Origin of the sequence: Vibrio sp. Isolate23 (assembly GCF_022398095.1) — a bacterium.
GTDB lineage: Bacteria > Pseudomonadota > Gammaproteobacteria > Enterobacterales > Vibrionaceae > Vibrio > Vibrio coralliilyticus_A.
The window spans coordinates 1,248,601-1,263,984 of sequence record NZ_JAKEUV010000001.1 but is presented as its reverse complement, the minus strand read 5'-3'; the positions used below and the strand labels follow the sequence as shown (position 1 = coordinate 1,263,984).

14 protein-coding genes are annotated in these 15,384 nt (G+C 43.8%); 5 read left to right on the top strand and 9 right to left on the bottom strand.

All coding sequences use genetic code 11. The features are described 5' to 3' along the window. The first annotated feature begins 294 nt into the window (after window positions 1-294). A complete protein-coding gene (locus L1D31_RS05635; RefSeq protein WP_239836074.1) occupies window positions 295-1,242 on the top strand; it encodes a hypothetical protein in 948 nt (315 codons plus the stop codon). A gap of 54 nt (window positions 1,243-1,296) precedes the next feature. Here the strand turns inward: L1D31_RS05635 and L1D31_RS05630 are convergent, their stop codons facing one another. The 7 genes from L1D31_RS05630 to L1D31_RS05600 form a co-directional block, all read right to left on the bottom strand. Further along, window positions 1,297-2,925 (bottom strand): endonuclease, encoded by a 1,629-nt coding sequence (locus L1D31_RS05630; protein ID WP_239836073.1) that lies wholly within the window; start codon window positions 2,923-2,925, stop codon window positions 1,297-1,299. Window positions 2,926-3,251: 326 nt separating this feature from the next. After that, window positions 3,252-4,052, bottom strand: coding sequence for a hypothetical protein (locus tag L1D31_RS05625; protein WP_239836072.1), 801 nt, complete (start codon window positions 4,050-4,052; stop codon window positions 3,252-3,254). Between the two features lie 104 nt (window positions 4,053-4,156). Next, complete coding sequence (locus L1D31_RS05620; RefSeq protein ID WP_239836071.1) at window positions 4,157-4,867, bottom strand: YiiX/YebB-like N1pC/P60 family cysteine hydrolase; 711 nt, start codon at window positions 4,865-4,867, stop codon at window positions 4,157-4,159. 293 nt (window positions 4,868-5,160) lie between these two features. After that, window positions 5,161-6,897 carry a DUF4105 domain-containing protein gene (locus L1D31_RS05615; protein WP_239836070.1) on the bottom strand — a complete coding sequence of 579 codons (1,737 nt, stop codon included), beginning with the start codon at window positions 6,895-6,897 and terminating at the stop codon, window positions 5,161-5,163. 119 nt (window positions 6,898-7,016) lie between these two features. Continuing rightward, entirely contained in the window at window positions 7,017-7,508 is a 492-nt protein-coding gene (locus L1D31_RS05610; protein ID WP_239836069.1) for a DUF3015 family protein, read from the bottom strand. Between the two features lie 62 nt (window positions 7,509-7,570). Then, window positions 7,571-8,128: a sugar O-acetyltransferase gene (locus L1D31_RS05605; protein ID WP_239836068.1), complete on the bottom strand. Its 558-nt coding sequence runs from the start codon at window positions 8,126-8,128 to the stop codon at window positions 7,571-7,573. Further along, window positions 8,128-8,409, bottom strand: coding sequence for a DUF3459 domain-containing protein (locus L1D31_RS05600; RefSeq protein ID WP_239836067.1), 282 nt, complete (start codon window positions 8,407-8,409; stop codon window positions 8,128-8,130). Before L1D31_RS05600 ends, L1D31_RS05605 begins: the two co-directional genes overlap by 1 nt. A 401-nt stretch (window positions 8,410-8,810) precedes the next feature. Between L1D31_RS05600 and L1D31_RS05595 the strand changes: the two genes are divergently transcribed. Beyond that, complete coding sequence (locus L1D31_RS05595) at window positions 8,811-10,748, top strand: endonuclease/exonuclease/phosphatase family protein (protein ID WP_239836066.1); 1,938 nt, start codon at window positions 8,811-8,813, stop codon at window positions 10,746-10,748. 71 nt (window positions 10,749-10,819) lie between these two features. Here L1D31_RS05595 and L1D31_RS05590 read toward each other — a convergent pair whose 3' ends face one another. Together L1D31_RS05590 and L1D31_RS05585 are read right to left on the bottom strand one after the other, a co-directional pair. After that, complete coding sequence (locus L1D31_RS05590; protein WP_239836065.1) at window positions 10,820-11,224, bottom strand: hypothetical protein; 405 nt, start codon at window positions 11,222-11,224, stop codon at window positions 10,820-10,822. Between the two features lie 53 nt (window positions 11,225-11,277). Continuing rightward, a complete protein-coding gene (locus L1D31_RS05585) occupies window positions 11,278-12,951 on the bottom strand; it encodes an amidohydrolase (RefSeq protein WP_239836064.1) in 1,674 nt (557 codons plus the stop codon). Window positions 12,952-13,218: 267 nt separating this feature from the next. Here L1D31_RS05585 and L1D31_RS05580 point away from each other — a divergent pair, with 267 nt between their 5' ends. The 3 genes from L1D31_RS05580 to yqfB all read left to right on the top strand — a co-directional run bounded on the left by L1D31_RS05580 (window position 13,219) and on the right by yqfB (window position 15,327). Further along, window positions 13,219-13,689, top strand: a complete 471-nt coding sequence (locus L1D31_RS05580; protein WP_239836063.1) for an OsmC family protein — start codon at window positions 13,219-13,221, stop codon at window positions 13,687-13,689. A 121-nt stretch (window positions 13,690-13,810) separates the two neighbouring features. Beyond that, window positions 13,811-15,010 carry a DEAD/DEAH box helicase gene (locus L1D31_RS05575; protein ID WP_239836062.1) on the top strand — a complete coding sequence of 400 codons (1,200 nt, stop codon included), beginning with the start codon at window positions 13,811-13,813 and terminating at the stop codon, window positions 15,008-15,010. After that, window positions 15,007-15,327, top strand: a complete 321-nt coding sequence (gene yqfB / locus L1D31_RS05570) for a N(4)-acetylcytidine aminohydrolase (protein WP_239836061.1) — start codon at window positions 15,007-15,009, stop codon at window positions 15,325-15,327. Before L1D31_RS05575 ends, yqfB begins: the two co-directional genes overlap by 4 nt. Window positions 15,328-15,384 lie beyond the last annotated feature (57 nt).

Sequence of the window (15,384 nt, the reverse complement as noted above, 5' to 3'; positions counted from 1 at the left end):
ATCGATAGTTTTTAAAAGAGATGGCTAACACCATCTCTTTTAGTTTTCTTTACCTTTCACTCCAAAATTCAACTGGCACTACCTCCCATTCCTTTGATGTATCAAGCTTAGACAACCACGATAAACCTCAGCACTCCTAACACCCTAACCTCAAATCTCCAAAAACAATCTCAAACCCACTTAATGATTATTAATCATCTAGAAAACAATTTATATGCAACTAGATTTAAACTCATGTTCGACGCGTCATGAACCTCCATCTAATTTTAAACAACCTATTCAAACGAGGAACCAATGAAACCTACACTACGAACTCTCTCCGCTATAGCGCTTATTACTGTAAGCTACAACACTGTTGCGAAAGATCTTTACTTAGTCACTGACTACGATGATAAGCAGTATAATGAGCTTCAAGTTCTCGACCTTGATTCCAAAACAACAACTAAGTTAGCGGATATTAATTACGGTGGTCGTTTGGCAGTGACAGAGAATTCAATCTACGTGACGACAAGCTCTCCAAGTACTCAAGCCTTATCACGTGTCACTTTGGACGGTCAAAAATACCGGATGGTGAACCGAATTCCTATGGCTGGTGATATTCCGGTTGTGGTCGATAAAGAAACGGGACAAGTGTATACCTCTAGTATCACTCAAGACACTGTGGTTGAGGTTTATCCGGACTACACAGATTCACCAGGAGCGCCAATTGAGGGAGAAGATTTCCGGTTTATATTCGGAGATACGATGGAAGAGTGTGGTATTGCCTACTGTGCGAACAACACTGCATTGGCTATCGATAACGCTAACGAACGAATGTATATGGCACTGGGCGTTAACCAAGAAACGGAAGTCATCAGCTTTCCATTAGGTGAACACTCAACTGTAGACAGACGCCAAGAATTATCGGTTGAAGACGGTATCGACCACGACGAGGATTGGCACAAAATCATCGCAATGCATTTTGATCCGAAAGACAAGTTCCTTTACTTTGCTAACGAACATGGCATTTATCGCGCAAACATCAAAGGAGAATCGAGAAAGGTCGAAAAAATCCTTTCAATTGACGAAAGTAACGGATTTGAAGGCGTTGTAGATATGGAAGTCGATTTCGATGCAGGAAAGCTTTACTGGGTACAAATCGGAAAGCAAGAAATCTACTCTGCTGATCTCTCGGGAGAAAACGTAAAAGTTGAGTACGTCACTCAAGGCGGAACCACATTTGAATTAGCCTTTATGGACTAGTACTTTCACGCAAACCAAAAGGCCTAACATATGTTAGGCCTTTGATTGTTTTAGTTAGTCTCCCCAAACCATGTTGACGAACTCTGGGTGGTCAACATATGGGTTACGGTTACCTTGGAAATTGTACACCGCGTTGTTGCGATCAATTTCCTTCTGGTCAACTGGGTCATTGGCATGCCAGCGTATTAACATAGCCAAAACCCAAGGTTCAAATACTGTTGTATTGCTACCGTTGAGCACAGCGTTAGAGTTATCGCTGTTCCCTTCCCAATTAGCGATCTCGTTTTCGTAGCGTGTCGCCATGTAGAAATACGCACGGGCCAAATCACCTTTGAACTCATCAATAGGTTCAAACACAGTACCAGAGTACCCTAGGCTAGAAGCTGCAGAGCCGACTTTTGAGCCGTTAGAAGACGTGTACGTCGCGCTACCCACTTCACCGAATGGCCAGTTGCTGCGTTTCGCATTCACGTAGCCATCTGTCGCATACAAGTGGTGACCATCCGAGTTCATTGGTTCCACTTTTCCACCAAACCAACTCTTAGGGAAAGAGTGTTCGCGGTTGTAACAGTCACCTTCTTTACTGTACTGACCGCATTGGTCTGTCACTTTAGTAAAGTTAATCGAATCACTGCCAGATACCTTCTCTGAGTAGATATCGAGAATCGTCCCGTCCTTCTCATAGTAGTTGTCGATATCAGCGGTTTTGACCAAATCCCAAACGGCAGAGTAACCTTGCGAGTTGTGGTTATTGATGATGTTATACAGCGCTGTCTTCAGCGTATAGCCTGTCTTACCTTCAGCTGATTTGTAGTAGTCACCGAGCACTGGTGGTTCTGGATCAGGGTCGCTACCACCAAGCGTAAAGGAGTGCTGGGAAGAATTAGTAAAGTCGCCACCAGACGCAAGAGTTTGACCGTTAGAGGTTAGCGTGTAAGACCCATTTCCAGAGCTGCAGCAGATGCCATCGCCATAGGAATCAACGATTTCAAACACATACGAGCCTGATTCAACACACATCGCCTTTTCATAGCTGGTGTTATTACCATAGTCAGAGCCAGAGTATAGAGTCTGATTGCTGCTGTTTTTCAGTGTCCAGCTTGTTTCAGAGCCATAACTGTCTGTCGTCAGGTTGAGCGTGACTTCATGATTGCTACAAGTTGTCGGAGGCGGTGTTACAGCACCATCAGATGGCTGGAAGTTATCTATGTAGACGACTTCAGAACCATCAAATCCAGACTCATCATAGAAGCGCAACCCAACGTTAATGCTCTTGGTACTGCTGGCCGTGTACGAATAAGCAATATCCTGCCATTGACCGGTTTGGCTAGGTACGCTGTAATTTTGGTATCCATCCACATACAGGCGTGCTTTAACATTGCCTTCAGTGTGATAAACAGACACAGAAAAGTTATACGTCTGCCCTGATACCACATTTACAGACTGCTGAAAGTCCGTGTTGCTTTGCGTTCCGGTATTGACCGTCACTTTTGCTGCATTGCTACCACTTTTTACAATGCTGGTTTCCTGTGACACCGAAATGCCACTGTCGATTGTGTTCCACCCAGTTGGAGAGGAACTGCTCCATTGTTCGAAATCACCATTGGTCATTTCAGCCAGAGCAAGCGTAGGGGTAAGAAATAGAGACGCCAGTAAGACGCTTTTATTCAACGGAGAACTCATCTTGTTTCCTTTTTATTTTATAAGTCCGAAATATAGATTAGATTTTATCCATTGAATTACTAAAACCTGTGTCGCAATTTTAAGCAATAGCACTAATAACAATTCAAGAAAGTTTAATATAAACCCCACTTTCAACAAATTTAATAACAAAGAGCAACGAGAGGTTAATTCCAATTTAATAAGGATGCTGCTCTCTAAATAAATGCCAAGCACAACGAGTCAATTAGCTCGATAACATAGCGCTCATTATTGTTCATTCCTCAGACAAGGTTTCTTTCATAATTAACGCCATATTGCTCTGAATAAGTAACACAAGGTGTCAGTGGTTAGCTGAGTTTTGACCTAATGATCCTCACCAATGGCTTAATTACGTCTTTGTCGCTCCAATACCGTGCATGGCTGAATAAATTCCAAGACGCCATCAAACCACCTGAATTTATCGGGTGATCTTTAACAATCAAGTCATAAGTGTTACCTAATTGCCTCAAAGGCCAGCCAAGTACATCATCAGGATCATAATAATTATCCCAACGGAATGAGGTTGCCGGCTTTGCAAAACATACTCTATTCTGCAGTCCTGCATTAAACAGAGGAATATTACAACCCGTGGTAATGAGGTTTTCACAAGTTTCTAACTTCATGAAGGATTTCTTGTGGTCATCATCATTATAGTTCTCGAACTTATTAAGATCGTGTTGAGCATCCCATATATAGTTCGAAATCACCTGACAACCTAAAGACTGAGCAATGATGATCACCGGTCTACTCGCCTTGTTCCCTATATCTATATACGCATGTTCAAGTGTATTAAAAATAGCCTCCTGAACTGCAAGATATTTTTCGTTTTGCCTGCTTGCACTGTGCTCAAGTGATCCAGCATCTCCGAATCCATATAGAAAGAACTGTCTTAATCGAATGGCATCGAGCTCATTGCTCGGTTCTGAGATCATCGCTTGCCAAAGTTCATCTTCTGGCTGTTGTAAAATAGGTGCATACTGAACGTTTTGAAATGATACCTTAGCCCACTCTGAACCTAACTCTTCCTTCAAACGTTCCTCAAGCACATCATAGTAATCAGGCTTTATTTTCCCCATGCCGTGAAGTGTGATTAAAGCCACTTCTTTCATTCTGTTTTCCTTCATAAAGAGTCATTAACTGCAGAGGATCAACTCATTAGATAGTCGTTTCTACCGAATATAGTGACCGGCTAACACACTCTATTCGTCATCAATTACTTTCGAAGATCGGTATCCCAAAACCCAAGATCTGGCTGTTCAAGCTCAACAGGCTGATAGCCTACGATTTTGTCTAGGCGCTTATGTGCTTCATCAAACTTTCGAGCTAACTCGTACAATTTGGCGAGTGACTTAGCGTTATTCCAAATCTGATAATACGTTTCGATTTGTTGTTCCGCATAATCGTTGCAGCTATATTTGTAGAAACCTTTGTGCTCTGAAGTAACATCAGCCCACTCATCACTCTCTAGACATAATTGGAAATCAACAGGCAGTACATCATTGACGGTTCTCCCTACTTTAATGTTGTGAGTATTTAGACAAGCAGCAACAAAGTTAGAACAAACAAACGACTCATCGGCTTTTTTACCAGAGAAAATCGTCAATAAATCATATCTTTTTCCTAAGTGATAAAGTGCATCCATGGCATATTCTGCTCCAACCACTGAATCTTTTGCAGTTGCAGCTAATGTCTTGTTCCGTATTACCATCCAGTCTTCACCAAATTCTTCTAAGATGGATTCGAATGTCACGATGTGGACGCCTTGATTAGGCATCGCATGAACCACGATATTTGGCCCTAAACATAGTGCAACATGGCTATAAGCCGCTTCGTTTTTTCTACGTTTAGTCTGAAAAATTTTATTAGGCTTTGATAGCTTACCTACCCCATTTAAAAGCAGCACATCCCCAAAAATGATATCCATCGAATTCCTCTAATTTATAGTAATAGGTACAGATATGTTTGTAACCCCATGAAAAGCATGACTATAACAGACATAAATGAGTGTGCACCTTTCCAAATTCAACCTATCAGAAAAAGCATTAAGTTGCATATTGAAGTGTGAAATAGAGCAGATTTAAATAAGACTAGGAGAGTTTGTCAAAGAGTACGACAACGGCTAGAACAGCACCATTTGCATTGGTAGTAGGCTGTTGGAAAGAGTATCGAGTTATATTTAATCTTGGCCGTGTATTATGCTCCACAGACTATGGCCCTTTAAAAGTATCGGTTGAAGTAAATCCCTACCAGCTTGTCGTAGCTTTTCTCGAAGCGTACACGAATGTCTGATTTATTACTGATGCTAAAGCGTGTGTCACCATACAAGGCAAAGTCCCAGCCATTACCATTCAAACCCAGAGAAGGGACCACTCTCAGGTGTGTTTTCCAGCTATCGGACCAGCGATAAAGCACGCCTGCTGGAAGCTGAAGTTCTGAGTCATCGAAGTCAACGAAATCGACCTGTCCACCGAACATAGTGTAGGCTGAAAGGCGATTAAACCGACGTTCAGCCAAGCCTAAATAGCCTTTAAAATACGGGCGGTAGCATTCATCATCATGGCACTCACTCTGCTCAAGTGAAAGAGCCAATTGCCATGCTAAGCGATCATTTTCAAACAAATTCACATCATTGGTATTGAGTGAAGCAACATTGAGGAAATCCAGTTTTTTAAGGCGCACCTTATCATCGGTTATATGAAGCTCAGTATCCAAAACAGTAAGAGCTGAATCTTTTAATCGAGCAACATCGATTGACAGAAAATCATAATAAGCAGCAAAACCCCGTAAGCTGAGATATCCACCATAGTTGTCGCTATAGCCTGTCCCTAGACCAAGATTAATAGGTAACTGAGCTAAATGGGGCGGTTTGGCTTTACTCTCCGGCCAATCGACACTAAAGCTGTCTAACTGTAGCCTTGTCAGGAGCAACTGACGCTTTTGCTCCTTGTAGTTGCGCTCAGACTCATCCTCTGTGACCAATAACAGTTCTGTGTACTCAGTTAAAACATCTAGGACTTTAGCTTTTTCATAATCAGAAAAATCATCGGACTGCATAAAGGGGGTCAGCTCTGAAAGATCTTTAGCGATCGTAATTGTTTGCTGCTTTTCTTTATCACTAAGGGCAAGGTACTTATTTTGAATACGGCTGTACTTAGACTGACGCTGGCTAACCGCTTTGACCAAAGGTTGCCCATGATGCATAACATTTGGAAGAGCATGGAATATATCAATGGGCATATCCCATGGCTGAGATCCTGTATTGAGAGGCTGTTCCAGTACGATATTCAAAATATCTTTAAACGCAGTGGAGCAGTTGTCGCTCAGGAAGTAATAGCTGAAATCAACCTCCTGCAGCTCAAACAGGTGCGCCTGTACCAGCGCAACTTCTTGCCTGGTTAGGCTAAGTTCATATTCCCATAACTCCCGCTGCTCATTCTCAGCATAGCTTGCAGTATGAAGATAGTATGTGGCTGTCGTGTAACTAGCACTGTAGCCACCGAATATACCATACAACACATACTTAACCGGATTGTCATCAGGGTGGGCATCCGCCCCAAAGTTAATACCGGTATCCAGCAGTTCAATATCTTTTTTACTGTCACCCTGCCGGTTGAATTTCATCATCAGGTGACCAAAAAATGAGGCCGGATTTCCAAGATAGCCCGTGACATAAACCACACTGACCGACTCAGTTTTACTATGTTGAATCCATTGCTGATAATCGTCACAATCTTGCAAAGACAGTCCAAAATCAGAGCCGAAGTTGTCTTTAAACCAGATATAGCGCGCAGGGTAGCGGCAATGAACCATATCCGATGTTCTGGTAAACGCGTTCACAGTAGCGGTCAGTTCAACTTCCGCATCAAAACGACCATTTTCGGAAAGGAAGAAATCAGGGCTGGAAATGGTACTGCTGCCATTTTTAAAATGCAGCAGTTTGGTCCACTGATTCATCTGTGTTTCACTAAGTGAAACAGAGCCAGAGGCTGGCCAAGGATACATCGCCCCTGCAAAGAACAACAGACACAAAACGTGTGATACGCCATAACGCACCACCCGTTTGTTAATGTGGTTTAAGATGCCGAGCACTGTTGTGAAGCATGTTTTGCCACTATACGGTAATAACTATCAGCCTTTTCGTGATGGGGCATTTCAGCATAGTTATCCTTGGCCAATACTTTTGCGAAATCACTCCGTACGCCTTGACGTACCAGTTGTTGCTCTGTTTGTCTGCACCCAAGAATGTTCAACATCGCCATCATATGTTCACCTTCCCCCTGTACCGTTTCTCGTTCCAGTTCTGGGTAGGTTCTGTCGATAAATTGAGCGGCAGCATAAAATGGCCCCGAACAAGAGGCTGGGGTGGAATAGTAAGAGATCGATGCCGTAGTACCTAAGTCCCATGTCACGTTAGTAGTGACAGCCAACCAGCCATTTGCATAGCCATTGGCAATCCAGTGCCCCAAGCCACACCCCTTATAGATGCCATCTAGGGAAGCATTGGCGTGTGGCAGGTAAGCAACAGAGCTTAGCAGCAAACCCAATGAAATAAATATCCTTTTCATACTACCTCCTATATTTACCCAGCCGTTTAAATATAGACAAGCAATATTAATATTACTTATTTTTATTGCTCAATTGGTTTTATTACTTTGCAAGGGTTTCCTGCCGCAACGACGTTAGGTGGAATATCTTTCGTCACCACACTGCCTGCACCGATCACACTGTTCTCACCAATGGATACGCCCGGACAGACGATAACACCGCCACCCAGCCATACATTGTCGCCAATGGTAATAGGCGTGCCAAACTCCACCCCCTCTTCCACTCGACCTTTAACATCTAATGGGTGACCAGCGGTATAGATTTGTACATTCGGTGCAAACAATACGTTGTCACCGATACGAACTTCTGCAACGTCTAGCACAACACAGTTAAAGTTGGCGTAGAAGTTTTTACCCAACTTAATATTGGAGCCATAATCACAGCGAAATGGTGGTTCTAAAAAGGCACCTTCAGAGCCAGGAATTAGGGTGTCTATTGCGTCTCGCCATTCAGCCGTATCAGGAATGCTATTATTGAGCTTTTGCAACACTTTGCGACATTCAATACGCTCACCATAAAGTTGCTTGTCCCATGCATCATAGGGCTCACCAGCGAGCATTTTTTCTTTTTCACTTCTCATTACGTATTTACCTTTAACCACAGCACATCGTAGGCTGATAAAACAATCTCATCGCCGAGGAAATACTTGCCAGAAAGCAGATCCTTCGTCTGTCGAGTGCCCAAAATATCGCATATTGATGCAGGGATTGTTTGCTCCATTTCACCAAAATTACACAGAGCGAGAAGTTGCTCACCCTTTGCGTTAGTACGGCAGTAAGCAAAAAGTTGCGAACGATAAGTTTCTAGAATTTCTGTTTTGGCATTCCCTAACTCTGGGTGATTTTGGCGTAAAGCTATCATCTGTTTTAGTTCTTGATTAATACAGTGTTGATAACTCCCTTTTTGCTCAGCATGTTCAATCGCTTGTGAATCACCTGTCTGATTTGAACAACACAGCAGGCACTGCAACCAGCAAACATGTGTTGAAACACTGAATCAAGGTGTGTGCATTTGGCCAGCTTTTACCTTGGGTCCATTTCTCTTTCCACATAAACTCCAATGTATCCATGTACCCGCTTCCTTCACTTCAAAAAACATAAATCATAAACATTTGAATTATAGATAAATTTACAAAAATCATTCATTAAACCACCCAATAAAAAATCTATTTAGCGTCGTTACTTTTGGTTATTACTAATTAAGTAAAACGTTAACACTCTGCACCTATTCTCAGGTTCATCTTTTACTGAGGATACAAGGCTATGCAATTACCTACCCCTTTGACTTCACTGTTCAATAAACGATCTTTGGTTGCCCTATCACTCATGGGTGTCCTTGTTGGCTGTGATGAAGACGTTATTGTTGAACAAGAAACTCGTGATCTCGACATTCCCCCACGAGCAACCAACTTCAATCTGACGATTGGTATGGATTTCGATAACCCACCCACCGGCTCGAAAGTAGACCCTCAAAATGTGGGGAAAAAATACCCTGTTAATATTGAGGAACTAGGATCTCTACCAAGTGTCACTTCCTTCGATGGTTCATTGGCTAAGTCATTTACAGAGCTCAACAGCCTTCGCTTTTCCGATTTGAGAGCATCAGAACATAGAACCGTCAGCTTTTGGTTCAAACTCGAAGAAGACCAGCCGGAACAAGAAGTCTTATCTCTAATGAACGGTTCTCATGGCGAAGCAAGAAGTCGAGAGCCGGTTTTGTTACTGAATACTCAAAACGACACATTAGAGTTATGGCGCAAATACGAAGGCACGCAAATTCCAGATATCCAACTCCCCACCCAACTTCTTTCCGGCGTTAAAGTGCCTCGTGGGGAGTGGGTTCATATCACGATGGCGAGTAATCAAAACTCAACCCACCTTTACCTCAATGGGAACCGCGTCGCAACAGGTGCACCAATTTCACTCGCATCGATGCATCTCGCTTTCGGAGCGAGCCCGGGCTATGACAGTCACTTGGAAGACATACCTTCTGCTAATATGGCGATGGATAACATCCGCGTGTATTCGCAAAGTATGGGGGCACGATATATCAACGCACTCTATCACTATGATTTAGGCGAAAGACACACATTACCGACTAACAACCCCGTTCCGTCAACGGGAACGACTGGAGTAAACACGACAGATACTCGCCTGCAGTGGTCACATCCTGACGAGTTTAAAGCCGAGCAAGACATGACCTATACTGTGTTGATTTCTGATCGTTCAGACTTCTCAAATGTGCTTTATCAAAAGACAACAACTGACAAAGAAATCCAGACGAGTGGTTTGTTACCAGATACCCAGTACTTCTGGCGTGTTGACGTTGAGTCTTCTTCCAGCACAATCACCGGAGACATCTGGCAATTCACCACGGAAGCTGCGCATCAGAATCCAGATGAGCTCACAACTATGGCATACAACATATGGCATGCCGGCTCTGCGCCAGATCCTCTGCGTAGCCAAGAATATGTTTATGAGCAAATCATCCACTCAGGTGCCGATGTTATTTTTATGCAAGAAGCCTATGGCTATCAGGAGGCACTGGCTAACCGTCTAGGCTTTGAATATCGAACATCCGCTTCAGATGGTAATCTGGCCATTTTCAGTCGCTACCCGATAGAGAAAGAGTTAGGCGATTGTACTAGTCACATTTGTGGCGTGCGAATTGATATGGGTAATGGTAAACAAGTAGACACTTATTCTATCTGGCTAACATCAAGTGATGACATCGTCAATTTACTCCCAGATCCTTCATATACAAACGAAGAGCTCATCTCCAAAGACGATGCAGCCAGAGCACAGCCACTCAACAATATTCTGACCCAAATAGAAGCTGACTCTGAACCGACTATTCCTGTCATTATTGGTGGTGACTTTAATACCTTGTCCTATGTCGATACCACTGAAGAAACCAATATCTTTGGTCGCGGTAATATCGACTTGCCGACCTTGAGAGTCGCGGATAGTCACAACTACGTTGACAGTTATCGCCAAATTAACCCAGATGTACTGAATAAGAAATGCATTACTTGGACGCCTTTCTTCAAAGGGAATTCAGGCGCAGGAAGGATCGATTTTATTCTGTATAAGGGAGAGGGCTTGAACGCTAAAGAAAGTTACTGCCTCCTAGATGATGGTCACAGCGAGATGCACCCATCAGATCATGGCGCTGTTGTCACCCAATTTTCTATTGATTAAGGTCCTCTATCCCAAGTGAAAGCTGGCTTCAATGCCAGCTTTCACTTGGACAGATAACCTGAACGTCTTCACTAGTCAGAGACTAATGCGTCCCACCAATCATAGAGGTATAAAGCTAGATAAATGGGTACCAAGGCCCAAAGTAATGGATCATCGTATATGTTTTCCGTAGTACCAATTGCCGTTACAGCTAACATCATCAACTCCGAAATACCGATGAAAAGCAATGCTTTAGTTATATGAGCAAGAAAACGATGCGCTTTCTGCTGGATATTGGTTTTCTGATATGTGGCTTCGAATACCCCCACAATAGCCGCTGCCATCAACAACCCCACTACCGCCAAAATGGAAGCTTGATTGCTTTTATCCATGTCTTGCATTGCTTCAAACGTCATCTCAAACAACATAGGCACAGCAAACATTAAAATTAATGCTTGTTTAACAGCTACTTCGGCCAAAAATATCGGGGATTTCAACACTCTACTCCTTCATACTAAAACGCGTGCTCTTTCCAGCACGGCATGGTGGTTTATTCATCAATACTGTAGACGATTTGACCGTTTAGCATCGTCATCCAAATATCGGTCTGTTTGATTTTCTCCGCAGATAATTTGGTAATATCGCGCGACAAAATGGCAAAATCTGCGGCCTTCCCCACTTCAATTGACCCTGTCACATCATCAATACCTAAGCTCACTGCTGCATTGATGGTATAAGCGTCTAGGGCATCTTCAACACTGGGCAGGCCTGTTTTTCCCATGATAAGGCTATTGCCAATCCCTACAAGCGGGTTGATATCATGCACATTCCAGTCACTGCTTAAGGAGACGTTAGCACCTGTATCGAAAATGGCTTTCAAGTTCATCAATGCACGGGCTCTCTTAGCGCCAAGAAATGCCTCCGCCCACTGATGATCGTGATACGCCACATAATTAGAACCCACTTGGAAATCAGCAGTTACATCCAGCTCAGAAAAACGTTCAATGTCTTTCGAGTTCACCAACTCGACATGGGTCAAGGTGTAATTTTTGTTGCTGCCTTGCTGACGAATGGTTTGAATAGCATTCAGTGATTCTCGAATCGCACCATCACCAATCGCGTGAATGTGAGCACCATAGCCAATCTTATCCAGTGCTTTAAGCCAGTCAGCCATCACCTGGGGTGGAATGTAGTTTATGCCGTAGGGCTCGTCAGGAATATAAGTATCCAGATAAGGATCAAGCGTCTTGGCTGATCCATTAACCAGAATGCCATCACTGTACATTTTAACCTGATCCACCAGTAGAAGCCGAGATTTGTCTGTGGTCAGTACCTTGGATAAAAAAGCGAGTTGCGACTGCATTGAGTCCGTCGGGTAAATCCAAGGCCTCAGGGAAATACGTGCCGTCAGGTCACCCCGCTTTTCGGCTTCCTTCCATACTTCGTACCAGCCACGTTTCCAGTAAAGTCGCCCATCACCTATGGTGGTGATTCCATGTCTTCGGGCCTCATCCAAGCCTGCCATCATACCTTCATAGCTTTGATCAAACTGCTCTTCAAGGCTGTTCCAAGCTATTTCCATCACAATATCACCGGCGTTATCAAGCAGGATGCCATTGAGCTCACCTGTGCCTTCATCTTTCAGGATCTTACCTCCCTGTGGCTCTGGTGAATGCTTATTGATTCCTGCGATGCTCAAGGCGACGGAATTGACCCACATCGAGTGGGATGTTTGCTCCATAATAATCACAGGTTGATCTGGGAAAACCGAATCAATCACCTCTAGTGGTGTACGTTTATTCTCTTCTGCCAGCAAAGCTTCTATAGAAAAACCATAGCCCATGACCCACTCGCCTCGACGAGCATCTTTACGACACACTTTGAGGTAAGAAATTTGCGCTTCAAGGCCTGCATCCATGCCCAGCTCACACTGACCTCCCGCTTCTGAAGCCGCCTCAAACACATGGTTATGGTTGTCGATAAATCCTGGTACAACAAAGCCGCCGTCCAAATCTATGGTGTCAGTCGCTGAGCTCTGTAAACTATTCATGTCTACTTGTGAGCCGACATAGAGAATTTTCCCATTGGCGATAGCAATCGAGTCTGCTGAGGGGTAACCGTAAATACTCGCATTGGTTAACACCCTATCTGCAGAGCTGGCTACGCAAACACGAGCAGTCATAGTTAAACTCGCAACTAGTATCAGAGTGGCAGCACATTTCATTAGTTTGGATTCCTTGTTATTCATCCCTCACGCACCACAGTATAGGGCTAGACTCACTTTACAGCCTAACAAGTCATTGGAATGTGTGAAGAATGGTCATTATCCGATTTAACAAAAGCCGTGCTTTCGTGCCAACTTGTGCTGCAAGAAATACAATCAGATATGCTCATCAAGATTATGCATCTTCCGTCTAGGTCACTACCCTGTGATGAGATACTCTACGGTGGTTGACTTCAATTACATTGCATCATATTCACGGAGGAATGCATGTCAGATTACAGCGCCACCATTCGCTGGCAGCGAGCTGAACATGAAACGTTCAGCGATAACCAATACAGTCGTGGACACCAGTGGCAATTTGACGGCGGCGTGAGTGTCCCTGCTTCGGCTTCCCCTCATGTGGTTCCATTACCTTATGCTATCGAGGAAAACGTTGACCCAGAAGAAGCATTTATTGCCGCTATTTCAAGCTGTCACATGCTGACTTTTCTGGGGATTGCCGCTAAGCGCCGTTACGTCATCGACTCTTATGTTGATGAAGCCATAGGCATTATGGAAGAAGATGACAAAGGTCGAACCTCGGTGACAAAAGTAACCCTCAGACCTAACATCATATTTTCTGGTAGCAAGCAACCTGATTATGCCCAGTTAGAGAAGATGCATCATCTTGCCCACCAACACTGTTTCATCGCCAACTCAGTGAAAACAGAAATCGTAACAGAGATTGTTACTGCCTAAATCTTTAATAGTTCGGGTTAAGAATTAAGGTCGGGAGAGATCCCGTGATTGGCGTAATCATGCTAAACTCGCGCCAAACACAGGATTTCCCTGCTTCACTATTCAAATTCAGAGTGTATAGATGCCATTCTCTAAGCTCGGCTTAAGCCAACCAATTATTCACGCTATCCAACAACTGGGTTACGACAAACCAACGTCGATTCAGACCAAAGCGATTCCTGTGATTTTACGCGGTGACGATCTCATTGCAGCCGCGCAAACAGGTACAGGTAAAACCGCCAGTTTTGTACTGCCCATGCTGGAAAAACTCAGCCAAGGTGAGACTCAACGTAAGAAGCGTATTCGTGGCCTGATTTTGACTCCGACTCGTGAACTGGCCGTTCAGGTGGAAGAGAAGGTTCGTGACTACGGACAACATCTTGCTCTGAAATCATTAGCAATGTACGGTGGTGTAGATGAGCAAAGCCAAAAACAAGCTCTGATTGAAGGCGTTGATATTCTGGTTGCAACACCCGGCCGACTGATTGACATGTACGGTAAACGCGCAGTGCATTTTGAAGAAGTAGAAATGTTGGTGTTAGATGAAGCTGACCGAATGCTTGATATGGGCTTCATTGATGATATCAACAAGATCCTTGATCGCCTGCCGACAGATATTCAGCATCTGCTGTTTTCTGCCACTCTCTCGAATAAAGTTCGCGACCTAGCGAAAACAGCTGTCCATAACCCATATGAAATCTCGATTGCCGCTAACCAAGCATCCAAAGAGAACATAGAGCAATGGTTAATTACAGTTGATAAAGATAAGAAGTCCGAGCTTTTGAGCCACTTGATTAAAGAAAACAACTGGGATCAAGCATTGATCTTTATCGAAACGAAACATGGCGCCGCCAAACTCGCTCAGCAGTTAGAAAAGCGTGGTATTGAAGCTGAAGCCTTTCACAGTGGCCGCAGCCAAGCCGTGCGTTCAAAGCTACTAGAAGACTTTAAGGCTGGAAAAATCCAATACATGATAGCGACTGGAGTGGGCGCACGTGGTATTGATATTGAAGGTCTAACTCGAGTCATTAACTATGACCTGCCCTTCCCAGCGGATGAGTATGTACATCGCATTGGTCGTACTGGCCGTGCAGATGCGAAAGGGGAAGCGATATCTTTTGTTTCCAAAGACAACTTCAAAAATTTGTGCATGATAGAAAGCCGCCTTGGTCACTTGATTGAACGCCGAGAAGTAGAAGGATTTGAGCCTCGTAAACCCGTGCCTATTTCTATTCTAAATTACGTACCTAAGCACAAGCGTCAAGACAAGGATGCCCAATGAACGCACCAACTAAAATTACTTTCTTTGAGTTTCTAACTCCGCTGATTACTTCTGGTAAAAAGACGATTACCATTCGTGACGAATCGGAGTCTCACTATGTGCCAGGCACTCAGGTTGAAGTGTTCACTTTGGAGAAAGATGAAAAGGTGTGCGAGATAAAAATCCTTGCTGTCGAGCCGCTTGAGTTCAATGACATTAACGAATTTCATGCAGAGCAAGAAGCGATTGAACTGCCCAAGCTTAAACAACTGATTCGTGAGATCTACCCAAGTACAGACGATCTGTTTTTGATCACTTATGAACTGGTGAATGCATAAGCAGTGCAGCACTCGCCCGGCATCACCGGGCGTTATCCGACTCTACCAGCTAAACAA